13 protein-coding genes and 1 pseudogene are annotated in these 24,269 nt (G+C 52.6%); 8 read left to right on the top strand and 6 right to left on the bottom strand.

Features of this window, described 5'->3' with window-relative positions:
- Nucleotides 1-11 precede the first annotated feature (11 nt).
- The 8 genes and pseudogenes from NX722_RS04130 to NX722_RS04095 all read left to right on the top strand — a co-directional run bounded on the left by NX722_RS04130 (nucleotide 12) and on the right by NX722_RS04095 (nucleotide 7,411).
- Nucleotides 12-1,205, top strand: a complete 1,194-nt coding sequence (locus tag NX722_RS04130) for a S10 family serine carboxypeptidase-like protein (RefSeq protein WP_262566838.1) — start codon at nucleotides 12-14, stop codon at nucleotides 1,203-1,205.
- Between the two features lie 230 nt (nucleotides 1,206-1,435).
- Nucleotides 1,436-1,855: a hypothetical protein gene (locus NX722_RS04125; protein WP_262566837.1), complete on the top strand. Its 420-nt coding sequence runs from the start codon at nucleotides 1,436-1,438 to the stop codon at nucleotides 1,853-1,855.
- A 99-nt stretch (nucleotides 1,856-1,954) separates the two neighbouring features.
- The gene (locus NX722_RS04120; protein ID WP_262566836.1) at nucleotides 1,955-3,268 is read left to right on the top strand and encodes a M18 family aminopeptidase; all 1,314 of its coding nucleotides are present in this window, start codon (nucleotides 1,955-1,957) and stop codon (nucleotides 3,266-3,268) included.
- A 213-nt stretch (nucleotides 3,269-3,481) separates the two neighbouring features.
- Nucleotides 3,482-3,658 (top strand): hypothetical protein, encoded by a 177-nt coding sequence (locus tag NX722_RS04115; protein ID WP_262566835.1) that lies wholly within the window; start codon nucleotides 3,482-3,484, stop codon nucleotides 3,656-3,658.
- A 350-nt stretch (nucleotides 3,659-4,008) separates the two neighbouring features.
- Nucleotides 4,009-6,126: a carboxy terminal-processing peptidase gene (locus NX722_RS04110; protein ID WP_262566834.1), complete on the top strand. Its 2,118-nt coding sequence runs from the start codon at nucleotides 4,009-4,011 to the stop codon at nucleotides 6,124-6,126.
- A gap of 183 nt (nucleotides 6,127-6,309) precedes the next feature.
- A complete protein-coding gene (locus tag NX722_RS04105; RefSeq protein WP_262566833.1) occupies nucleotides 6,310-6,714 on the top strand; it encodes a DUF333 domain-containing protein in 405 nt (134 codons plus the stop codon).
- 57 nt (nucleotides 6,715-6,771) lie between these two features.
- A pseudogene (locus NX722_RS04100) lies at nucleotides 6,772-6,939 on the top strand (IS1 family transposase); the annotation flags it as partial.
- Between the two features lie 268 nt (nucleotides 6,940-7,207).
- Entirely contained in the window at nucleotides 7,208-7,411 is a 204-nt protein-coding gene (locus NX722_RS04095) for a DUF2905 domain-containing protein (RefSeq protein ID WP_262566832.1), read from the top strand.
- Nucleotides 7,412-7,439: 28 nt separating this feature from the next.
- Here the strand turns inward: NX722_RS04095 and NX722_RS04090 are convergent, their stop codons facing one another.
- From NX722_RS04090 to drmD, 6 genes are all read right to left on the bottom strand, one after another.
- On the bottom strand, nucleotides 7,440-7,613 hold the full coding sequence (locus tag NX722_RS04090) for a phage head-tail joining protein (RefSeq protein ID WP_262566831.1): 174 nt from the start codon (nucleotides 7,611-7,613) through the stop codon (nucleotides 7,440-7,442).
- Nucleotides 7,614-8,004: 391 nt separating this feature from the next.
- Entirely contained in the window at nucleotides 8,005-8,616 is a 612-nt protein-coding gene (locus tag NX722_RS04085; RefSeq protein ID WP_265442330.1) for an HNH endonuclease family protein, read from the bottom strand.
- Nucleotides 8,613-9,914, bottom strand: coding sequence for an AAA family ATPase (locus NX722_RS04080; protein ID WP_262566829.1), 1,302 nt, complete (start codon nucleotides 9,912-9,914; stop codon nucleotides 8,613-8,615). Before NX722_RS04080 ends, NX722_RS04085 begins: the two co-directional genes overlap by 4 nt.
- Before the next feature lie 28 nt (nucleotides 9,915-9,942).
- Nucleotides 9,943-15,894: a DEAD/DEAH box helicase gene (locus NX722_RS04075; protein WP_262566828.1), complete on the bottom strand. Its 5,952-nt coding sequence runs from the start codon at nucleotides 15,892-15,894 to the stop codon at nucleotides 9,943-9,945.
- Nucleotides 15,894-20,963 carry an Eco57I restriction-modification methylase domain-containing protein gene (locus NX722_RS04070; protein ID WP_262566827.1) on the bottom strand — a complete coding sequence of 1,690 codons (5,070 nt, stop codon included), beginning with the start codon at nucleotides 20,961-20,963 and terminating at the stop codon, nucleotides 15,894-15,896. Before NX722_RS04070 ends, NX722_RS04075 begins: the two co-directional genes overlap by 1 nt.
- Nucleotides 20,960-24,232 carry a DISARM system SNF2-like helicase DrmD gene (gene drmD, locus NX722_RS04065; RefSeq protein ID WP_262566826.1) on the bottom strand — a complete coding sequence of 1,091 codons (3,273 nt, stop codon included), beginning with the start codon at nucleotides 24,230-24,232 and terminating at the stop codon, nucleotides 20,960-20,962. Before drmD ends, NX722_RS04070 begins: the two co-directional genes overlap by 4 nt.
- Nucleotides 24,233-24,269: the final 37 nt, after the last annotated feature.

Here is a 24,269-nt window from a genome sequence, read left to right as displayed (position 1 = left end):
ACATTTTTTTCATGAATGGTGGTCCTTCAGCATCGTCCATTATGTTGCATTTAAGCGGTCTCGGGCCAAAGCATGCCCCTGTCAGGCAGCCGGACGAGTTGAACACAGACTTTAATATGACATTATCTGAAAGCCCTGACAGCCTTTTAACCATTGCTGACCTGGTGTTTATAGACCCTCCTGATACCGGCTTTAATCGTAAAACAACATGGAGTCGTGGAGATCGCGAACAGGAGCAAGAGGATGTTTATTTCACTGAGGAAGATGATATAAGCGACCTTTATCAATACATTGATCACCTCATTTCAACAAAGCGCCTCTACGGTCGGGCTATTTATATTATTGGTGAGTCCTATGGTGCCCACAGGGCGGTTGGGATAGCCAGAAAATTTGCGGAACAGTTCAGAAGCCTGGCTGGCCTTGTGCTGATTTCACCCGCTTTGACCAGTAGCACGCAGGCAGAAGGGGCAGACATTTACCTTCCTGCGGTTGCTTCAATAATGAGTTTCCACAACTTCATTCCAAAGGAGGATTACAACAATGTTAGCCAGTTTTCAGTGGAACACTATCGTAAGGCTCTGGCAGTTTATCCTGAATCCTCTGCCCAGCTTGAAAATGAAATAGCTAATGAAGTCAGCAAACTCACTTTGCTTGAAGTAAGTTGGTTGCTCAACCACGGCTTAAGTTATAGCCTGATGGACATTGATGATGTTTTGGTGAATCAGAAGCGCGTGGCCATAGACCATTATGATGGCCGTTACGTAAAAAAAGATCTCAATAGCAAGAACCCACAAAGCGATAGAGGGATGCTGCTACAGAGCTATGTTTCGATTGTTGACAGGCTGGCCACCTGGCTGGCAAGTAACGGGTATTATGAGCCTCAGAGTTATCAATGGAAATCCAGGCAACCGAGTAATTTCTTACCAAATTATTATGTGCCATTTAATAGCGATATTGACACAATGGATAGTTTTTTGAGAGCCAGGACCAGAACCAGAGTCATCATGACCTGCGGCCAATACGATCTTGTGGTGCCGTGCCGGGCAATAGAGCGTAAAACCCACAAGTTAAGAGAGCGATTTAAAGAGAGGGTAACTCTGGATGTTTATCAGAGTGGTCATATGCCGTACATTGACCCGACTGAACGGAAGAAATTGCTGAAGAGTATCAAGGATATGATTTCTTCTGCTCATAAGTCGTTATAAGCTTCAGGGAGCTAAGATTTTTATTCATAAAGGTATCTTCATTCGACACTGGAGAACATAACGATTGTCCCTCTGCTGCTGGCGACCGGCGCAGGTTCAGAATCACGCTACGCCATCTTGAAGAGCAGATTGCCCAACAGGCGGCTACCTGACTGATCCATTGAACTTCAGCGGGCGACTCTTGTCTCAATAGTCACCCGCTGAAGGTTTATTATCAGAAAGGACAAGCCATGCAATTTGTACGATTCATCGTTATAGGAAGCCTGCTATCAGGCTGTTCATTCTTGAATCACCATCAGGATGTACGGCCCGGTGTTTCAGGCACCCACACGATTATTCTGAATACCGATGACCGCACTTCCGGCTACCACGAAGCCAAGCCTCAGGCAGACTATTTCTGCCACAAACAACATAAGGTCACCTACATACTGAGCGAAGAGTATCGTTACACAGGTAGTATGAGTGAAAGTGACTATTTGGCACTGAAAACAGTGGCCAGAGTTGCCAGAGACGTCGGCGGAGCTGTCTGGGGACTGTCAAAAGATGAAAAAAGTGAAGACGCCGGACTGGTAGCAGCAACCAGCGGAGCCATTGCAGATGATGCTATCGGCCCAGGGTATACGTACACCGTCAAATTCCAATGCCAATAGAGATTCCTTCTCAAAACGACTTCTAACCGGAAGACACCGATATATTTTTCAGGAATAATAGCAGGTTCGCTGGTAATCCGGCTGAAATCAGGAGTCTCTATGAGTCAAACATCTTCTTCCCAACAGAACTTCAACCAGAATCTGGTCGAGTTCCTGCGGGAATCCCCCACCCCTTATCACGCTGTTAAAAATATGGTTGACAGACTGGAGCAACACGGTTTTCAGCGCCTGCTAGAGTCTGAAGCCTGGCAACTGAAAGACAATGGTCGTTATTATATCACCCGCAACGACTCATCCATTGTTGCCTTTACCAACGGTGATCATCAACAGGGCTTTCGCATGGTGGGCGGGCATACCGACTTTCCCTGCCTGAAAGTCAAACCCCAACCAGAACTGCACAGACACCAGTACCTGCAACTGGCTGTTGAGGTCTATGGCGGTGCCTTGCTGAACCCCTGGTTTGATCGTGACCTGTCCATTGCCGGTCGCGTGTTTTATCTCAACACTGCCGGCGAGCTGAAATCCAGTCTGATCAACTACCGCAAGGCCATCGCCTACATCCCCAGCCTGGCTATTCATCTGGATCGCGAAGCGAACAAGAACCGCAGTATTAACCCACAAACCGATATCCCGCCCATTCTGTGCCAGCTGGACAAGAATGAAAAAATCGATTTCCGCGTCCTGCTGAAAGAGCAACTGACCGTGGAAGGCGTTATCGATGTTCAGGAAGTGCTGGAATACGACCTGAGTTTCTATGACACACAGGGCGCAGCCATTATCGGTTTGAAAGACGAGTTTATCGTCAGCACGGCGCTGGACAACCTGCTTAGTTGCTATGTGGGCATGACGGCCATGATCGAGTCACTGGAAAACAGCACCGCCCCTATGGTTCTGGTGTGCAATGACCATGAAGAGTGCGGCAGCAAATCTGCCACCGGCGCTCAGGGCCCTATGCTGAAAACCATCCTGCACCGGATTGCCGGCTCGACTGAAGCCCTGGCCCGGGCCATCAGCCAGTCCATGATTATTTCAGCCGACAATGCCCACGGCGTTCACCCGAACTTTGCAGATCGTCATGAAGGCAATCATCAGCCTCTCCTGAATAAAGGTGCAGTACTGAAAATCAACGCCAACCAGCGTTATGCCTCCAACGATGAAACCTGCTCTCTGTTTGGCATGCTGTGTCGTGAAGTGGGTGCCGATTATCAGTATTTCGTTACCCGCACCGATCTTGCCTGTGGCAGCACCATTGGTCCGTTAACAGCCGGCGAGCTGGGCATTCGAACACTGGATATAGGCCTGCCAACCTTCGGTATGCACTCTATCAGGGAGACTGCCGGCACTAGAGATGCCTTCCAGTTAACCCGGGTTCTGCAACGCTTCTTCGCAAAAAACAGACTGCCATTCGCCTGATCACTGACTGACCCGACCCGGTGCAAAAGGTATCTGCAACCTGCACCGGGTTGCAGTCCAGATACAAAACAAACATCCTGATTACATTGCCTTGCAGAACATAATCGAGAGATTCATATTAAGTACAAATCCAGAGTTCAGAAGCCCCTGTGAGCCTGCTAATCTAAAAATTGCACAATAACCGGAACGAAAGTGCGCACAGCGGAACTAATTATGAAACACCAGCACAGAATCCCTGCTCAGCATCACCCAAAAAACGCCTTGCCAGCCACTATTCAGGGCGGTAGAGGTGATCAGTATCCGAAGCTGAAACCACTGCTGAAAGCCGCATCAAGCATTCCTGCTGAGCGACAGAATGACTCTTCCTGCTTTGTTCGCGGGTATAACTGAAACTCAGGCATAACTCAGGCATAAATGGGTGAGGCCAATACCTTACCCGTCGTGCAGAATACTGCCTTAAACCGCCACTCTTCCCATTCCTTACCAACTTCTTACGAAAGCAAGTTGCCCATTCCCAAGGCATACCTGTATTCTGTTTCTGTAAGTGGTCGATTATTCCTGTCGTAATAATTAACAACAGAATCTGCCGATAACCATTTACCCAATACTTCAGTCCAACCATTGCAGGAAATTTTCAGAAGGACTCCTTCATCTGCCTGCAAGCTCTTTCAGGCTGTAGTATGTTTAAGCATTCAGCGGTTTCATCTGATACCGACAATAGACACGGAGCTTCATAATCCATGATACCGACCCTGCAACTTGCAAGGAAATACACATCGGTTTTCATTGCACTGTTCACAGCGATTTACCTGGCGGCCAGCTCCGCTTTCGCTGCTGACCAGAACCTCGAACGGGAACTGGAGGACCTATCCCCCACACTGCAACAGGCCATTGCCAGTGTGAACGTTGTACAGCTTCTGTCCAGAAACCACTACCGTAAACTGCCTGTCGATCAGGAACATGCCGACAAGGTTTTCCAGCGCTACCTGGACCGACTTGACCCTAACCGCAGTTTCTTCCTGAAGAAAGACATCGACGAATTTCAGCGTTATCGCGAAAAACTGGCCAGCTCCCTGAAAAGCGGTGACCTGAAACCGGCCTTTGAAATGTTCAACCGTTACCGTAAACGAGCAGGAAACCGGGCTCGATACCTGCTGGCAAAAGTTGACAAAGGCATTGACGGCATCAACCTGAAAACCGATGCCGAACTGGTGATTGACAGGAAAGATTCACCCTGGCTGACCGATGAAAAAGCCCAGCGTGAATTATGGGACCTGCAACTGAAAGACAGCATCCTGTCGCTCAAACTCAGCAACAAAACAGATGAGGAAGTCATTGAGCAGCTCAAACGCCGTAACACCAACCTGTTGCGCCGCTTGCACCAAAGCAAGAGTGAAGATGCGTTCCAGACTTACATCAACGCCTTCACCAGCATCTTTGACCCTCATACCCAGTACTTCTCCCCCCAGACGGCAGAGAACTTTGATATCAACATGAGCCTGTCTCTGGAAGGCATTGGTGCCGTTCTGCAATCTGAAGATGAATACACCAAGGTCGTCAGCGTCGTCCCCGGCGGACCGGCTGACCTGGCCGGACAGCTGAAACCCGGCGACAAAATCGTCAGCGTTGCCCAGGGCAAGGGTAAGCTTGAAGACGTGGTCGGGATGCGTCTGGACGACGTGGTTAAACTGATTCGCGGCAAAAAGAAAACCCTGGTACGACTGGAAGTCATTCCCGGCGCCAGCCAGAGCCAGACCACCAGGATTTATGAAATTGTTCGCGACAAAGTCAAACTGGAAGAGCAGGACGCCAGCAAAAAAATCATTGAAGTTAAAGACAAAGGGATTACCCGAAAAATCGGTATCATAGAAATCCCTACCTTCTACATTGACTTCCGTGCTGCGCAAGCTGGCGATCCCAATTACAAAAGCACCACAAGAGACGTGCGCAAACTGATCAAAGAACTGAAAAAAGAGAAGATCGACGGTCTGGTCATCGACCTGCGTGCCAACGGTGGCGGTTCCCTGCAGGAAGCCAATGAGCTGACCGGATTGTTTATCGGCAAAGGTCCAACTGTTGTGGTTCGCGACAGCCGCGGCAGAATGGAGAAGCAGGAAGACCCTGACCCAAAACAGGTCTACGATGGCCCACTGGCCGTAATGGTCGATCGCCTCAGTGCTTCAGCCTCTGAAATTTTTGCCGGAGCGATTCAGGACTACGGTCGCGGCATTGTAATTGGCAGTCAGACTTATGGCAAAGGCACTGTACAAAGCATTCAGCCTCTGAACCACGGTCAGTTAAAATTAACACTTGCAAAGTTCTACCGGGTATCCGGGCAAAGCACTCAAAACCAGGGCGTACTGCCCGACATCAGCTACCCATCGCTGTACGAAGCCCGAGACATTGGCGAGAACAAACTGCCCGACGCCCTGCCCTGGGATACCATTAACCCGGTGAAATTCCAGCGCTACGGAGACCTGAAAGCGTATTTGCCCAAACTGGAAAAAAACCATAAGCAGCGTACCGAGAACAACCCCGATTTTGTCTATCTGAACGAAATGAAGGATTACCTCACCCGCTACGAAAACAAGACCAAAGTTTCCCTTAATGAAGAGAAACGCCGTCTTGAAATCCAGTCCATGCGCAGCCAACGCCTGGCTATTGAAAACCGGCTGAGAAAAGCCAAAGGCGAAGGACTGCTTAATAACCTGGATGAGCTTGAGGAAGCCGAACAGGCCAACATTGACAAGAAGGATAAAAAGAAAGAAGCCGATGCCTTCGTGAAGGAAACAGGTGCAATTCTGAATGATCTGATCCGTCTGGAAAATCAGGCGAAAAAACCGGCTCAGGCAGCCTGACCGGTATAATACACTGACATTGCTTCCATCCATTGCGGCAGTTTTCACAATTTAAGTGCAAACTGCCGTTTTTCTATTTCCTCCTGCGGTTCTGATCGTTGAAGACAGTCGCACCCGTCAGTTGATGCCCATTCCATTGAGTCCTATGTTTAATGTTCTTAGCCGGAAACAGGGTTTTGAAGTATGCGTTTGTTCATCTCTACCGCGCTGGTTCTACTTTCCAGCTCCCTGATATCTTGTTCAAAGCAACAGGTTTTCCGCCCGACTGAAAAGGACAAATTCCTTTGCCTTACTCAAGGCGGCTCATTAACGACAAAAAAACGAGGGGATCAGAGTATTTATGATGTATGCATTTATGAGGACAACCGCCAGTGTGAGCTTGAAGCCCTGACAAAAGGGTTTTGTATAAAAGGAGGCTTTAAAGTGACAGGATACGTTACAGAAGCGGCTCAGTACTGTGCCATCACTGGCGGTCGTTATGAGATTACTTCATACAGCAATACACCTCAGGAAACGGGTAGCTGTACCCGAAATGGTCGCACCTGTGATGCCCTGGAATATTTCAAAAATAGCTGCAAGCTGCCATAGGTGTTCGGAATATTGGGAATGTCCTCAAGACCAGCCCGACAAGGCTCACTGAATAGCCATATTGTTAGTAAAAAGCTGACGCAAAGCATTGAGAGAAATAATCTGACACTGCGCACGCGTCTTAAGCGATTAACCCGAAGGACGATCTGCTTTTCTCGCTCCGTGGAATTGCATGACAACGTCATCGGGGAGTTTATCTCAAGAATGTGGTATCAACCTGTCTGATGCATGACCATTTCTCCTCGAATATTGACTGGTGCTAGAATCAGATCATGAAAAACTTTTCTGAAGACAGCATCTGGCTCCGTATTAAGATATGGAGTGGCCTCTGGACTGTCCGCCTTCCCGTGTTCGCACTCTTGGGGACTGCTTATCTGTTATATGCAGAGACAACACTCTGGCAAGGTCCGGTGCAGGCCTTCGGGATCTGTTTATTTGTTGCAACGTTAGTGATGGGACTATGCATCAGTGTTGGCATAGCATTTGTTGATTGATGGCTAAGTTCCTGATTACTGCCGGAGTCATTATTTTATGTGTGGGTCTGCTCATGCATTTCGCACCGGGACTACTAAAGTGGTTTGGACATCTTCCCGGTGATATTCGTATCGAGAATGACAATACCCGGATTTATATTCCGATCACCTCAATGATTTTGATCAGCCTGGTTCTGACCATTATTGCCAACCTGTGGCGTTGACTCAGATCCCTTTGCCGGAATACACCCCTTACTGCCCTGGTCGTTTTTGTTGCCCGACCAGTTCACGCTCAATGCCGTGGAGTCGCCTTTCCATTTCAGCAAAGCTGACGTATTCCACCTTACGCCCTTCAAACTCCACCGTGCGGTTTTCGTGCAGCAGGGCAGCACGCTTTAACGCCTGATATTCAGCATCGGTACTCACGGTTCACCCATTCAGGTTAGTACTGCGGTGACAGGTTGCAGTTAATGAGTCAGGTTGTTCTTGCTCTACCGCCGGAATGTCAACGAACCGAAATTTGAACCACAGCGCAAAATAAATCTAACCGTCTGATTAAAAACAGGAAATTAAGTTGTGGTTCGCCAACCGCCGTAGGCCATGGCGTTTGAGATAAGAGAGAAAAACAGAGAAAAAACAGGCAAAAATACAGTTAAACGACAGGGGCTGAAAACTACGAAGGAAACAGAAACAGCCCTTTATACTGGGCTGGATAAAACGAAACCCCAACGACATATGTCGGCAGGGTTTTGAAATATGGCGGTGGGGAGGGAACTCACTGCGGAATTTTTCTATAACTCCGACAGTAAGCAGAAACTCAGCCTTCAGTTTCAAGAAGCCCTTGCCTGTGTGCTTCAGCCCATACTAACGGCGACCTCCGTTTTAAATACTCTTTTGGATAGAGTTTCTCGCAATATTCATGAAAATGCCTGGCTCGCATTTCCCGATTATTTCGATCATCCAAACCAAGTCGGGTAATGGTCTGCTTTACCTGCTTTTGTAACTGCCCTGTTAACTCCGGATCCGGATAAATACGACCACTCACCAGCTCGACATGAAACCAGCCTGTGGTTATTTCAAACGGATCCAACACATCCTCAAAATTGTTCTTCCGGGCATTCATAATTGAACTGGCCAGCCGGTAATTATTCCATTCATAGGCCAATTCCACTCTGCGCGATTTTGGCGCATAGTGTTCAACAGTACCGCCTCCAATTGTTCGCTCGAAGTGGACGGCTAAATAGGCACAAATTCCAGAATACGCATGATAAAGTTCAGTCATGCAGTCCCGCCAATAAGGTGCGATCTGCGCCCCTTTGGGTAGGGGCTCATCAATATTGAGTCCTTTCTTTTCCAGGTATTTGAGCCCTTTTTTTCGGACATTTTTATCAAAATCATCAGGCTCTGGCTGAGGTGTTACACGGATCACGGTTTCAACCACCCCTTTTGTTCTGCTACAAAACGCCAGCGCATCCAGAATGGGTCAGTTTCACTCAGAACCGTTCTCAGTTTTTTATCAATGTGCTTTGCCTGGGTAATCGTCACGTTTTCCTGACTTAATATCCTTGAGGCTTGCTCCAGAATCTCTTCGGCCTCAATGGAGTAGGTACTCTTTAAATCAAACGCTTCACTGGTTAACCAGTTATTCGCACTGCCCTGCCGGATAAAATCCCGCTGGGTAATAACCGCACAGCCATCTTGTGTTTTGGGCTCAAAGTCCAGATCAAGCCAGACATCTTTTTTCGCATTAAACTGTGGCTCAACAGACGCCATGACCAAAGGCGAATGCGTCGCTGCTATCAACTGCACATCCACTTTACTGGCTGCCAGCCTGGTTACCGCCTGCAACAGTGAAACAATAATACTTCGCTGCCATTTGGGGTGAAGGTGAGCTTCTATTTCATCGATCAGAAAAATCACTTGTCGGGTTGGCTCCTGCCCTAAAAACACACAGGCATTAACATGCTCTTGCCAGGCCCATACCAGCAAATAAGCCAAAGCAATGATCCGCTTCATGCCCGATGAGGCATGAATAACCGGGACATCCTGACCATAGGGCATTTTCAGGGTTGGTATATCTCTTGAGTCATCCAGACTTACCCGAGTCAGCTGTCCTGCGCGGATCACTTCCCGGGGAGAAGGTGAAAGTGACTCAAGAATTTTTTGCAGTAACTGAAAGGTATCACCGTTTTCTTTCTGCCATCCCGCCCAATCATGTATCAATCCATTACACAAAGGTTTGCCATCATCCCCATACAAGCCATCCCAGACATTTTGGGGAGTAAAAACATACGCAGGTCGCCGTTCGTGAGTTGCACCACTTTTGCTGTCGGAATAATTGCGTGCCGGATCCCAAACAGCAAATCCGCCATTAGGCAAGGCATATAAAACCAATCCTGCCATCACAGGTTTGGAACGGGGAAACACCCATTTCTGCTCTTCCCGACGAAAAGGTACAGTCACAGTAACAGGTCGTGATTTACCTTTTAGTTCAACGGCTATGCTTGCGGACTTTTTGGGATCAACAGGACGGGCCATGTAACCAGAGGTCAGTGCTGCATTAACCTCCTGAGGCCATTTCCGGGTTAAAGCCCACCAGGCAATATCCAGCAGGAAACTTTTACCCAGACCATTATCACCGGTAATCAGGTTTAGCCTCGGGGCAAACTGGATAGGCTGACCACCTTCCGTCGGCCCCACATTGTTTAAAATCAACGATTTCAGCATTCATTTAATCTCTGATAGCTTTGCCCGGTTAAACCGGATGAATAACACGAACAAACTCGGCAATCGCCTGCACTTCCCCTTCCTCATCCGGCTCAAGCACTATGGGCTGATAGTCCGGGTTAAGGGGCATCAGGGTGATTCGGGTGTGCTGCCAGCTGTCATCAACAGAAACAGTCTTTTCACTGGAATACACCTTAACCGTATATTCGCCACCGGTTTCTTCATCAGCCACACCCGCATGCCGAATAAGCAACTTACGGTTTTGCCTGGTGCCAGCGGGAACTGGACGAAAAAGGCAGTAGCTGTCTGCTGGAATCTGAGGCTCCATGGAGTGACCGACTACCTGAGCCACAAACATGCCTTCTGACAAAGGTTCACCCTCCATTCTGATCCAATGTTCAGCGTGATCCGCCACAGTCTCAATGCCAGCCTGCTCATCACTCCAGCCGCCAGCCGCAGCTTTCAGCCCCACCAGGGGCACACAGTCAACATAAGGTTCAAAACCACTGTCAGACGCTGAAACCAATGGCAGGGGTATCACACTGCCAGTGGCAGGGGGTTGCCCTGTGGAAACGCTAGTTTCTGCCCGATCAAACCAACTGTCGTCCGCTTCCAGCTCTTGTGCTCTTCTCCGGTTGATAACTGCCTTGGCAATGCGTCGCATATAAGTGCGCATCGCAGTTTTATCAAACAACTCCTGATATTGAATCTCTACCACTTCATAATCCGTATTGCGCAGCTCATCCCGTATCAGTCTGTCCTGAGCGGCTGTCCCGGCATTCCCATGCAGATGCTGACTCATGCCATCCAGATAAATACAGACGCCTTCATAAAAGTCATTTGGCTCATGGAAGTAAACATCCGGACGAGTGTCAAACCCTCCAGACAACCTTATCGGACGTTCCGTTTCAAACTGAGTCAGACCCGCAGCGTTAAGCAAAGCCACCAGTTGTTGCTCCGGAGAGTTTCCCGGTTTCTGGAGATTCTGGTCAGCAGGCAAGACTGGTGCAATCTCATGCTCAAAGCGGAGATTACTTCCCCAGTCCCGAAAATAGTCCAGTGCCGTATGGCGATTCAATTTATCGTGATAGAACGAATTCCGAAAATGCTGCAGGCAGTCAATGCAGGATGTATCGCAGAGTGAAGGACAATCCTCCACAAGCGAGATAGCCGCCGCTACAATGTCTGGCCAATGATTGAGCATTTGCTCCAACAATCCAGAACCTCCGGGCATAGGGTCAAAAAGCAGTGCATCCACATCCTCTACGCCCGGCTTACCCAGAACCTGTACTTGCAGGTCAGACATCTCCATATCCAGAACCTCTGCTGCACCCTGCCGCAGGGACTCCATCACACTGTATGCTGCTTCCTGACAAGGCAGGTCTGGCATCACCAGCGCATCAGCCACTACCTCAGCGTAAAAACTGATATTCTGAATCGGACGACCGCAACGCTCGGTATGAAGCTCATTAAACTTTTCCAACTCTGCAGGGGAACTCATGGCCGAACGACTGGCTCCACACACCCGACAAACCGGATAGCCCAGCACGTTCTCAGATTTAACCCGGCCAGAGGCACCGACATTCACCAGCCGCAAGTGCATCCCATGTCGAAGGTGAAGGGCGACCTTACCCCATTCATAGTTTTTCCCGCCGGAATGTCGCCCCTGATCCTGACCAAACACCGCAACCGGCATCTGGAAACGATAATCCTCATCGTCGGAAATGTATGAATGGTGGGGCGCATCCACATCACACACAGTCACTCCCGGAATTGAGGTCATGCCCATGGAAGCAGCCTGACTTCCCGAGCCTGAAGCACCGGCTTCCTGAACCGATTCCGCCGCCACATCCACTGAAAACACTAAGGGCTCTTCAGCCGCTAAGTGAAAGGTTTTAGGAACAAACTTGTGTGCATTGGCATAAATCAGGTTGCCTGGCACATACTCCCGAACCGCCAGTGCCGTATTCCGGCGGATTTCCCAATCCGACAGGTTTGAACTGTACTTAGGCGCAACATGGGTCAGGGTAACAGCGCCGGTGTCCAGTCCATATCCCGGCAGGAATCCTTCCGCTGCCAGCACCCCATACGTATTGGTTTCATCTACACCTTCCGCCTGTTGACGGGAACGCCGTGTCTCACCTTTCAGCTTTTTCACCAAACGTTCACACCGCCAGCGCAGCGCTTCTTCATCCGGTTTCAGACTGCCCTGATCTGCCGCCACTTTTCTCAATCGTTCCAGTTGGGTCAATGCCCATTTCAGCCGCTGGAACAGCCGGTCGATCACTGTCTGTAACTCAGAGGCGCACTGGTCAATAATTCCTTCAAGAGCATCCGTTTCCACTACTTCTTTATCCAGCTCTGGCCAGCCCTGGCGAAACGCAGCCTGAACCGCCACCAGCAAAGCGGCACGGTGTTGTTTTATGCGTTCTGCCAGTTCATCTATTTGCAGCGGTGTATCACGAACGTTACCTTCAGCAGTAAACAGGTAAGGCTTGATCTGGGACGGCATACAATTAGCCAGAGCGGCCTTTAGTGATTCATGTTCACGAACCGGAAGATTTTCTGCTCTGAGCATTTTCAACAACGTGGTCAGCAAAGTCGCATGAACATGCTTCGCCACCATCACCGAATTACGCAGGTTAAAACTGGGTGGCTCCACCAGCCCCTCCAGCATTTTCAACGGCTCGTTGAAGTAAGCCCGGTCATGGCTGGTAGCACGGGCATAAGTAAGGTCAAGAGCCATCCGAAACTGTCGCCCGGCACGCCCCGCACGCTGCCAGTAGTTAGCAGGCAGTGGTGGTACGTTACGCATCAACACCGCATCCAGGGCACCAATATTCACCCCCATCTCCAGGGTAGGCGTACACACCAGAGTGTTAATGCGCTCATTATCACCTTTGAAAGCGTTCTCTATACGCTCTCTTTCCGGTCCCGGAATCTGAGCTGAGTGCTCCTTTGCCCGCAACATGGAAAACTCCTGATCCAGCAGGAGCAAGTCATAGTTATCGGGGTTTTCTGCTTCATAAACCAGCTTGCCTTTACAGTTCCAGGCCATGCAGGCATCCGCAGGGTTGGTTCGGCTGTGCAGGCGGCGACAGGTGGTGCAACGGTACATACCCGTAGCGGGAACCAGCAGCAGGTGATCCACATGAACCTGTGTACTGCCATAACAACCAGGCAGGTTATTGCCCCGTCCACCTAACAGCTGGACAGATACCAGCAACTCCAACTCCTTCGTACACAGTTGCCAGATATCCCGCAAAAACGCTTCAGTGTCATCTGGAGCCACACCCCAGTTGGCAATCGCCTGTTTGGCGACGGTGCGATGGCTGCTGAGCCACTGTTTGATCCGGTTTTCATCGTGCTGACCATCCCGTTGCAGTACCAGGCCGGAAGGCACGTCCCGCATCACCGGGATATAGCCTTTCTGTACCAGCGGATCACCGTCCAGCCAGAACTTTGACCAGGCTTTCGTTACCGGGTCATACACCATCCGCCGGGAACGGGCGGCATCCAACAGTGAGGCAATACCCTCAGCCAATTGCTCTGCCTTGCATCCAAGCCGGTTTGCCCATTTCAGAATCACCGGCAGCTCCGGGTTCAATCCCTGATACTGAATCTTCAGGCGTCCAAGAGGCTCAAGGCCGATAGTCTGTCTGGCACCCTGGGTAATTTCCCGGATGATCTGCACCCGCAGGAACCACTTGCGCTCCTCCCCGTGAGCCTGACCCGCCTTAGCCTTGGGCTCCACCCGCCAGACCTCGGGAATTAACGCCCTGGACAGTTCATCATCCGCATCCAGATAACGGTCCATCCATAATGTCAGGTCACTGACAGAAACCGCGCCTTCCCGCAATTTCTTATAAATCAGCTCCCGCAAACGATAACGGCGGGAACGATCCTGCATCCAGCCCGCCTGGAAGGCGGCGTCCTGCCGGTTATCCGCAAACACCAGCAACCGCCGCCGTTCTGCCCGGTGAATCATGCTCTGGGCCAGTACGTGGACATCCGCCACCGCCGTTGCCCGAACCGGTCTGCCCGGTTCACGGTACTGACCACTCAGCCGTCGTCCATGGGCACCGCAGGAAACACAGCGGGTCAGATGCCCGATATGCTCTTCTTTCTGTTGGACAAAATGGAGGGACTTGAACGCCTTATCCCGCCCACACCCCACACACTCGTTAACCTTCTGGTCATGGGCTGTACCGCAGTAGCGGCAAACAAACAGCGATTCCGTCCGGGTCGGGTCATCCTCTTCCCGCCCCACCTGATGGTCGAGGGACAGGGCACGCACCCCACCATGCAGAATTTCCGCTCCCCGCCAGGCTCGCCCCTTGCCTTCGGCAGAACCACCACCGGGGGATTCGCCCGTAAAGTCAAAATCCTCAAGCCCATGCTCAAAATAGTGCTGGCCGCAAGTGGTGCAACTGGACACCGGAAAGGCTTTCAGGTCAGGGTCAAGCTTCGCCGCTTCTTCTGCCGACAAACTCAGGCGGGCAGACAGGCCATCATCGGGAAAAGTCACCACCGCCCCGCCAATGCCACGGACAAAGCCATGCACCACCGGGCGCAACAGCGGTCGCTCACCATTACGGGCGGCAGCTCCAAGCGCCAGCCAGATCAGAATTTCCTCTTCGGTAATTGGACGCCCAAGGACGTCACTCAGGTCTTCAAGCAAACTCTGCAACGCCCTGGGTTTACGCAACGCCCCGGCAATCTGGTAAACCACCTCATTGTGGCTAAGCCAGTGATTCAGGGTTTCCCGCCAGTTATTGCCGGATAGTTTACCGGAGACAGAACGACCACTGACGCTCTGGAACCAGAGCCTGAACGTCTGAAAATCCGCATCGCTGACATCGGGTTTCTCCAACTGGCTCAGCAGCCCCAGCACCGTTTGCAGCTGCACAGTCTGGTCGCCGGTAAAGGGGGCGCTGACGGTTCTGGGTTCCCCCCATATATCGTCTTCATAAGCCTCGCCCACCAGCTCCACGTTATCGCCGTCTACCCCGAAAAAACGGCTGGCGAACTCACGTCCTGCTTCCGGCCCTTTGCGAGGGTCGGCAATGGTGGCGGAGGTGGCGATGCAGACGGTGCTGTGTTCATCCTTGCCACAGTAAGCCCGCAGACGGCGAATCAGGCAGGCGGTTTCTGCGCCACCTGCGCCGGTAAAGGTGTGAGCCTCGTCAAACACCATGAATTCCAGCCGGGCGTTATCGAACAGCTCCAGGTCTTGCTGGCGGGTCAGCAGCAGTTCCAGCTGCTTAACATTGGTGAGCAGAATGCGGGGTTGCTGGCCGGGGGTTCGCATGGATTCCCGGCTGACCCGCTCTTCGGCAGGATGCAATGCCACATCCACTTTCTGATGGCGCATCTCATCCAGCTTGTTTCGATAATCCACCACCGTGCTGCCCGCCGGGAGCCGGACACCATTGACGTCGGACTCCCGCTGGGGCGTTTTGCCCACGTACATGCCAAAGCTGATGCCAGTACCCACCAGCAGCTCCCGCATCCGCTGAAGCTGGTCTTCCGCCAGGGCGTTCATGGGGTAGACGATCACTGCCGTAATTCCGGCATCGGCCTCATCATCCCTGAGTTGCAGACAGCGGCTGATGATCGGCAACAGGAACGACTCGGTTTTGCCCGAGCCCGTACCCGTCGCCACCAGCGTCGTCTTTTTGTTATGGATAGACCGGAAAGCCTGTTCCTGGTGGGCGTAGGCCTCCGGGTAGGAACGTTCTTTGATATGGGGGTGAAGAATGCCCTCGGCAATTAACTGGTCAATGGTGGCGCCCTTCAAAAAGGTGCGGGACAGGGAAATATAGGGTCCCTGCAACAGCGGCGTATCCCGGGTCTGTTCCAGGCTAAGCTGCGCCCGCATCTGCTGGTAGAGGTTATTGTCGGCAAAGGCGTAGGTGCTGAGCTGGTAGCGCAAGAAGTCACTGACCACCTGCTCGGTATAGGTAATGGGGTTCAACATCAGAAAAGGGCTCCCTGCTCATTCTGTTTTGATGTACTGTTATCGTCGTCTTTTGAGATAGCATTACCCAGCGGTACAATCTGGCGAATAAGGGCTGCGTGCGCCTCGCACTCCTGCCAGCTACGCTCCACGTCTTCATTCAGCTGCCAGTCGTAGAACCTTGGGCCAAGGCGAGCCGCCACCGGCTGATGTGCCTGCGCCCGGTCGTCATGGCCAAGGCCGTAGTCGGCAAGACGCAGGGTGTCGGGAATCATCCAGCCCTCGCCGTTATTCTGGGCGAGGAAAGCGTCCAGCCCTTTTTCCTGCAAATCGTGGAAGGCGATTAGGGAGAGAACCGTGTGGCGCAGTTCGGGGTCTTTGTCTTTGTCGATGCGCCAGAAGCCTTTGGGGTTTAGCCCTTTCACTCGCTCTTTCTCAGAGAACCATTTAACGGGAAAATCAACTCCGGAGAGCACAGAGTAAAAATCTTCAAACGAGAGGTTAGTACCGTATGCAACCATTGCATCTAATAATGCTCTGATCCGTACTTTCTCGTGCGGTGTTACAGCCCAGCAATACCGCCACGATTTATTTCTTGTTCTTATTGAAGTCCAATAACCAGCTGAAAATAGTGTATGAATTAAGTTAAGATCACCAACTAACAAAGCGACCACTTTGGCTAATTTAGAACGACCAATTACAGGCGTTTCTTCCAGCGCACCCCATATTAATGATTGCCCTCCTAATCGTAACCGTAAGGTAAAATCGTATACTGTCGAATTTAAAATCCCAACAAGTGAGGCAACATCCAAAGCGTTCATGCCAACTTCTGTCAGGGTCGGCGTTTTATGATTGCATGGAAACGCCCCTACTACAGAGGCTATCATTGTTCGAGCATTAGTTGCAGATGTAACGTCCATAAACGACAATTTTAGTGAGTTAATACCTGATTTAGACTTATCTTCATAATCATTCAAACCCATCAAATATTGTGGTTCTAGTTGCTTATTGGTTTCTGCTATTTCTCTCCATACAGCAGATCTAGCTTTACCACTGACCCAGCCCTTTTCACTGAAGTCAAACTGTCCAATCATCCGCCCTTCATAGAGCGGCAAAGCCACATCCTCAATAGCTTCAACAGCCATCGCCTGCGACCCATCCCGGGACAACACCAGCCCCGCTTCCCGCTCCAGAATGTGCTTCGGCCCGTCATAATCAAACCACGCCCCTTTCAGCCAGTGGCCATACTCATCGGGCACATACCCTTTCGCCTCCCATTTGGGGCGGGAGGGAAAGAGTTTGGAGTCATTGGTCATATCAAACTCACGGGCATATTTGATCCCCCAGCCCTGCTCGCTCTTATCCCCCAGCAGCACGCCATTGGCGTAGATTTTCTGCAACACCTGCAAGTCCCGCTCGCTGCGAATCTCCAGAATCGCCTTGGAATAGGGGGAAAACTCCAGCACCCGCTCCCGTGGGTAAGCCAGTGTCCATTGTTCCGCCCGTTCCCAGTCGTCCACATTGCGGTGCATAAAGGCGGTGCGAATCGCCCGGGTCTCACCGCCTTTATGGATAATCAGCGGGCAGAATTTAAACGACCGATGAATATCAAAAATGCCTTCACGGTTCTCAAAGCCAAACAGCCACTGCCAGTCACACCGGTTCAGAAACAGCTCCCGAAGCTGGGTAGTGCCTTTATCGGTGTAGATACCGCTGGGCACAATCATGCCCAGCCGCCCCTGCTGGTGCATCAGGGCATGGCTCAGTTCCAGAAACAGCTTGTAGGTATTCAGGTCGGCGGAACCCTGATGCACAAACGGATGCGCACTATCGGCAAAGCCTTTGTGTTTACATCGTTGCTTTTGCCACTGTTTATGAAGCGCCTCGGAGAGTTTGAAGCTGTCCCGGCTTCGCCCGCCCAGGTTCAGGTCGTGCTTTTTTTTGTTCTTACTGTCGGTGGTCACCCGGTCGCCAAAAGGCTGCCCCACGAATTTCGCCCAGTTCGACAGCCCTTTCAGGTTGGCGTTATAGCCAATCCAGCGGTGCTCCAGCTTTGGCGTTGCCTGAAAATATTCCTGTTGTTTTGCCAGCGCCTCCTGCTTGCCATACGCCCGGTATAACGGGTCGTGGTTAGAGAAAAACTCTTTTGAGTTGGGCTTCTGAATTTCCCAGGGCGGGTTCCCCAGCACGGCGTCAAACCCGTTTTGCTGGCTGGTGAACACATCAGGAAACTCCAGCTCCCAGTGAAAAAAGCGTTTCTCCCGCGCCACCGCCGAGGCAATCGCTAACGCCTGCTCACCGGGCTGGGTAAAGTCCCGTGGCAGAGGTGCCAGCTCAATCTGCTCGCCGGGCCAGAACCAGAGGGCGCACCACAAATCCATCCGCTTTTTAACGGCGTGGTAATGGGGGTTGTTCAGTACCTGTTCCTGGTAGAGCTTTGCCCGTTTGTCACTCTGGTGTACCGGCAGCCGGTGCAGCTTGCGAAACACCTTGAACAGTTCTTTATGAATGTTGTCCACGTCCAGGGTGGTGGTCAGGGAATCCTGCTGCTGTTTCACCAGCGCCACCAGCTGACCCGGCACAGCCTTTGCCTGGGCTTTAATGGCGTCGGTAAACACATCGCCCTTTTTCTTGCCCCGGCTTTTGCCTTCGCTGACGACATAGAAATGGTTAATCATCTGGTCGGGCTTGTCTTTCTGGTAGTCCTTGTCGCCCCCCTCCCGTTGCCAGGCCATGGCCGGGTAGTGGCGGAAGCAGTCAAACCAGGTGCCTACCAGGGCATTGCCCACCTTGAGCTTATGGTCAAGAAAGCCAAAGGGCAGGTCCCGGTCCATGGTCTCTACCCAAAGCGCCATCCGCCCCAGCTCCACGGCTAGCGGGTCAAGGTCGACGCCATAGAGACAACGCTCAACAATATGGCGCTTCAGCTGCGCCCGCAGGCTCTCTTCAAAATGCGTATCCGTGGGCTTGAGTTTGGCGACTTCGTCACTGAGCAGGGTGGTCAGCTGCCCATCGGCCATACGGGGTACGCTGCCATCGGCTGCCCGCTCCAGCATCTTGTGATGGTAAAGGGATTCCACCAGCGCGTCGGTAAGGTAGCGCAATGCGCCCGCCAGAAACGAGCCGGAACCCATGGCCGGGTCACAGACTTTCAGGGCGAGAATGGCTTCCGGCGTTTTCGGCGCCCACTCAAGGACGTTGTCCAGCCCGGTGCGAGCGTCGGTCTCAGTCCGGACCGCATCGTAAGCCAGCGGCTGCAAGGTGCGACGAACGGTGGGCGCTGCCAGTTGCGGACGGGTATAAAAGGTGCCTGCCCCTTTCCGGGTGCCGCCCCAGCGCACCAGGTAAAACTGCCTCGGCGCAATCTGTTTGACGCACAATTGCCTGATCGCACGCTCCAGTGCCTGCGCCTGCTTGGCGCTGGCAGCTGCACTTTTCCCCCTGGGCTTTTTCACCAGCCTGGCCAGTGTTGCCGCCTTGGCCAGCCAGGCCTCAGCCCGATGCTGGTCTGCGTCACTCAGTCGCAGCTCATCATCGGAGGATTCGGTCTCCGCAGTTTCTTCCGCTGCCGGTTCCGACTCGCCAGCAGGCGGTTCAGCCTCGTTGCTCTTCTCAACAGCTTCCTCACCAGCCTCTTCGTCAGCCTCAACGGATTGGCTGGCGTCTTTCTTCAGCGCCTCAAACAGTTGCTTGATGCTTTTATCGCTCATGGCTTCCAGTTGCGACAGCGGCAGCGCAGGCTGGTTGCCTATGCCAAGAAAAATCACTGGGTCATTGGCTTTCGCCTGCTTCAGCTCAAAGTCCAGCAAGCCTTCATAAAGGATACCGATGTACTCGGAGGACAGGGTGGAGAAATCCACCGGCGCATCCACCCAGCGGCTGGCCTTGCCGTGGCGCACTTTCATGCGGGTGCGGGTCAACAGCCGCAGAAGCTGGTTAACCTGACTGTCGGAGATCATGTTGGCGGCGCTTTCCAGCAGTGCCAGCGCCCGGGAGATGCCGTCCTCACTGTCGCCATCACCCGGCTGGAACAGGGCACCACCGTATTCCGGTACGGTCAGGCTGGGGTGGGCGGAGCCACTATGGATCAGGTTAAACAGGCCAATCATCCGGGGCCAGGCACTGAAACTGCGGCTCAGACGATCATTGCCTCGCCCTCCGGCCCGGCGATCCAGCTGCTGACGCAACCCTTCGAGGCCGTAGGTTTGCTGATAGATGCCATTGTCCACCGGCAGCAGTCCACGAGCCTCGGCAAACAGGGTGATAATACAGCGCATGATGATGCGGGAACCGGCCACGTACAGGTCATTGAAAGCGGGTGCCGTTCCGGCTTTCTGGGCGGCTTCAATGGCAGCATGGGAAGCGGTAATCAGCTCTTCAACGCCCTGGCGAACCCGTTCACCCAGCACACTGGAGAGTTCCGCCTGTCCTTTACGGGAGGCACTGATGGCTTTCTGCAACCGGTTCTGGCCATCTTCCACCAGCAGGTTGTCCCGGTTCAGCAGGTAACGCCACGCCAAGGGCTGAGGACCGGGCTGTCCTTCGACAAACCAGAGGTCGATGTCCCACTCACACCAGGCGTCGTAATCCTGACCGGCGTAGACCAGCCGCCATTGTCGTCCATTAGTGACCAGCGCCAGAGGCTGTCGTTGCTTACGCAACCACTCCAACACCCGCCCCAGAAGAACCCGGGAACGACCTACGCCCAGACGACCGGAAAACTGACGGGAAGCCCCCTCTTCCGGTACAAACACCGGAAAGGCTTCACCAGTTGGGCCAACCCATAAACGGCGGGGCTTGACCTGTACGCCGGTAAAACTGCGAATCGCCCAGCGGCTCTCCACAAACTGAGCCTTTTGCCATTCATCAGCGGGCAGGCCGGTGAAGTTCTGCAACAGATAATCCAGCAGCGGCGCAAGGGTTTCATTGGTGCCGTCAAACGCCGTTAACGCACGACGAAGTTTTTCTACCTGCCATGCAGGCAGCTCAGGCAAGTTATCGGGAAAATACGCCTTGTTCGCCAGCTGGGTTGCCGACAGTAACAGACCACCATGGTTAAGGGAGGCCCAGACTTCATTCAATGTACTCATGAGCGAGCCTCCGGCAGACGAATCTCGATGGTGACGGGAAATACCTGAGCCTCACCCCGTAAACGGAAACGCTGGGGAAGCACTTGTTTCAATATTCGCTCTTTCTCACTTTTCAGCCGGTCGAGCAAATCGCCAAACTGGTTCTGTCGTCGTTTAAGCTCATCTTCCAGATCCCGCAGGCGTTTTTCCGCCTCGGCATTGGCGTCTTCCAGCATGTCCAGCTGGAGTGCTGACTGGCTGCGCTCTTCTTCAATTTCCCGTTTCAGTTTTTCAATGCTCTGGGCACCTTTAAGGCTCTGAACCTCTTTAATACGACGGTCGAAGGCTTCTTTTTCCCGATCTTTCGCTTCGTCATAGCTATGAGCCAATTCTGCCTTGATGTTATTGGAAATACGCTCACGGAAGGCAGTGATAAAGCCTTTGACGTCCTGTTCAACGCCATCCCAGAGATCACGGGCCCGCTCAACGTCCAGGCTGTCATTCACCGCCACCCGGCCACCGTAAGTCGGGTTTTCATAAGTCAGGGAAGCACCCAGCGCCTCACCCGACACTGGCAGTGCCAGGGTGCGCGTCCAGTGATGGAAGGTTTCCCGAAGCTCATTAATAGCCAACTCCTCAACGGTCAACAGAATCAGGGCATCCGAGCCTTCAGGCACTTTGCCTCGAGTCACCAGCCAACGACTGGGGGGCTGAAACTCCGTTTGTCCACTAGGGAAACGCAGTCGCGCAAAAGCGTTGAGCGCATGGCGGAACAGTGGGTGACCAAGATGGAGCAGCACCGTATCCGCAGACGGCTGAAATACCGGACGACCATTGACATGTTTAATAAAAAACTGGTTATCAAACACCACCCAGGGCATGGCTCCGGCGATGCCTTTATGGGCGGGAAGGCGCAGACCATCATCCACCACCGACTGCCAGCGACTGGGAAGTGGTGTTTTCAGGCGCATTCGCCCCAGAGTATCCGGCCCATCCAGTACTTTGCCCGGAGCGCCTAATTCCATCGCCACGGACAGGGTTTCCACCAGGGTTTGTGGCGAGAGGTCAAGGTCTGCCATCAGCTGTAACAGCTGCTCTTTTTCGGCTTCACCGCTTTCCTCAGTCTGCACCCTGGCATCGTCAGCGGCTCCCCGTCGGCCCTGAATCTGAAGTTCAAGGCTGGCCAGTACTTCCTGGTCTTCGTTAAGCTCCAGCATCCGGCGCTGGAACGCTGCGTCAAAAAGCTCTCCCACAGAGCCAAGGTCTTCCCGGATATCGTTTACCTTACTCAGGACTCTGGCGACGAAACTCAGGTCAGCGTCATCATCGCTGGTGAAGTGATAGATGGAAACATCCCGGGACTGACCGTGACGGTCGATCCGGCCATTGCGCTGCTCCAGCCGGGATGGGTTCCAGGGGATTTCGTAGTGAATCAGCAGCCGGGCGGTGTGTTGCAGGTTCAAGCCTTCAGAAGCGGCATCGGTTGCCACCAGAATTTTTACCGGTGAGGCCGGGTCATTAAAGGCCCGTTTGATCACTTCCCGCTCGTCATCACTCATGCCGCCGTAAAGCTGTGCGATAGCACCTTCATCGGCACCAAAGCAATCTGTAAGGCGGTTGACCAGATAGTCCAGTGTCGTCTTGTATTCCGTAAAAATGATCAGACGCTCGTCCTGCTGCCACTGCTCAGCATTACGCAATTCCTTATTCACCATCTCCAGCAGACGATCAAAGCGGCTGTCGGATACCGGGGTACAACATACGACCGGCAGCTGGTTCAGGCCAAGGGCCTCCAGGGCGGCATCAATGGCGTCAATCTCTTTCTGAAGTCCGTGAACGTGGGGGTGTATCCAGCCACCAATCACCTGCGCGGCATGCTGCCCACGACTTTCCCGCTCAAGGTCATCGTCGATGTCTTCTTCTATAGAACGACGAGCCGCCATAACCTCGCTGGCCTGCAACGCTTCGCTGTCCTCAAGCCCCAACTTGAATCGCAGCCAGCTATCCGCAAAGGTGACAGGACTGGAGAGCAACCTCTTACGCAGAACCTCTATCGCAAAGTTCAGTACCATTCGAGCCTTTGGCTCAGCCTGAATCATTTTTTTCAGGCTGCCGCAAAAACACCGCACTGCTTCAGCCAGCTGTTTTTCATCCCTTGGCATGTACAAGGGCAACGGCTCAAGGTGCCTTTTTGCAAAACGCGGCACCCGACCAGCGCTTTTGTCCTGCTCGTTAATTTCACTTTTCAGTCGGCGGATCAGAACATCGCCGATCATGCCCCGCTCTTTCTCAGTAAAACCGGGTGTTTTGGTGAATCGCACCGGATCAAGCTGTTCCAGCAGACCAGAAAAGCAGCGGGTATGCCCATTGTGGGGGGTGGCAGTCAGAAACAGCCGATGCTCAAAATAAGGTGTCAGCGTCCGCAGCATTCTAGCCAGATCGCTGTCTTCGCCATAGTTGGCGGGCATGAGATTGTGGGCTTCGTCAACAATCAACAAATCCCAGGGCAACTGAGCATGCCCCTGCCCCCTGGAGGCTTCGCAATTAGCAATAAACTGCTCAAGCACATCCGGCTGGCGCAGGTAGTGATAAGAGGTGATGATTCGGGGCAAAGCTCGCCAGGGGTTAGCATCCAGCCCCATCTCTTTCTGCAGTTTATGGGTAAACGCTTTATCCACCACATCAAAGCCAAGGGAGAACTTCTCGTCCATCTCCTGTTGCCACTGGGTTCGCAGGGAGGCGGGAGTAATAATGAGTACTCGGCGGATGCGCCGGGTTCGAATCAGCTCAGCCAGAATCAGCCCCGCCTCGATGGTTTTACCCAGGCCCACATCATCAGCCAGCAACAGCGATACTCTCGGCATACGCATCGCCCTGGCCAGTGGCACCATCTGGAAGTCATCAACACTAACCGCACCATACACTGGCGCAGTGGGCACCGGCTCAGAGCGTTTTTCCAGAGAATGAGCGGAGAGAAAGGGAGTGAGCGCACTCCATCGAGTCGCTCGCTGAAGTGCCATAAACTCACCCATAACCATGGGGGCTTCAGCGTCGATACGAGGCAGGGCATTAGGCTCCAGTACCACCGGACTTCGCTCACGCTCCCACAGCAGAGACTCCTGAGCATCACCCTCGGCGTCGCTAAACTCCACGGTGACCAGATGTAATTGTGAGGAGGCTCTGCCTTCACTGATGGACTCAACGGCAGAGATAACTCCTCGCCGGTTACGAACGGTTGCCAGCATGCCTACCCGGGGTATGGATGCTGAATGCGCTGTATCAATAGACAATGTCTGAGGATCCTTGATGCAGATTAACCACAAAATG

It is taken from the genome of Endozoicomonas gorgoniicola (assembly GCF_025562715.2).
GTDB classification, from domain to species: domain Bacteria; phylum Pseudomonadota; class Gammaproteobacteria; order Pseudomonadales; family Endozoicomonadaceae; genus Endozoicomonas_A; species Endozoicomonas_A gorgoniicola.
This window is presented reverse-complemented; position numbering and strand designations above follow the sequence as displayed.

What these genes read in the sequence shown, in the direction of transcription:
- NX722_RS04130 (WP_262566838.1), top strand. Translation starts at nt 12, where the DNA reads ATGAATGGTGGTCCTTCAGCATCGTCCATTATGTTGCATTTAAGCGGT.
- NX722_RS04125 (WP_262566837.1), top strand. Translation starts at nt 1,436, where the DNA reads ATGCAATTTGTACGATTCATCGTTATAGGAAGCCTGCTATCAGGCTGT.
- NX722_RS04120 (WP_262566836.1), top strand. Translation starts at nt 1,955, where the DNA reads ATGAGTCAAACATCTTCTTCCCAACAGAACTTCAACCAGAATCTGGTC.
- NX722_RS04115 (WP_262566835.1), top strand. Translation starts at nt 3,482, where the DNA reads ATGAAACACCAGCACAGAATCCCTGCTCAGCATCACCCAAAAAACGCC.
- NX722_RS04110 (WP_262566834.1), top strand. Translation starts at nt 4,009, where the DNA reads ATGATACCGACCCTGCAACTTGCAAGGAAATACACATCGGTTTTCATT.
- NX722_RS04105 (WP_262566833.1), top strand. Translation starts at nt 6,310, where the DNA reads ATGCGTTTGTTCATCTCTACCGCGCTGGTTCTACTTTCCAGCTCCCTG.
- NX722_RS04095 (WP_262566832.1), top strand. Translation starts at nt 7,208, where the DNA reads ATGGCTAAGTTCCTGATTACTGCCGGAGTCATTATTTTATGTGTGGGT.
- NX722_RS04080 (WP_262566829.1), bottom strand. Translation starts at nt 9,914, where the DNA reads ATGCTGAAATCGTTGATTTTAAACAATGTGGGGCCGACGGAAGGTGGT.
- NX722_RS04075 (WP_262566828.1), bottom strand. Translation starts at nt 15,894, where the DNA reads ATGTTGAACCCCATTACCTATACCGAGCAGGTGGTCAGTGACTTCTTG.
- NX722_RS04070 (WP_262566827.1), bottom strand. Translation starts at nt 20,963, where the DNA reads ATGAGTACATTGAATGAAGTCTGGGCCTCCCTTAACCATGGTGGTCTG.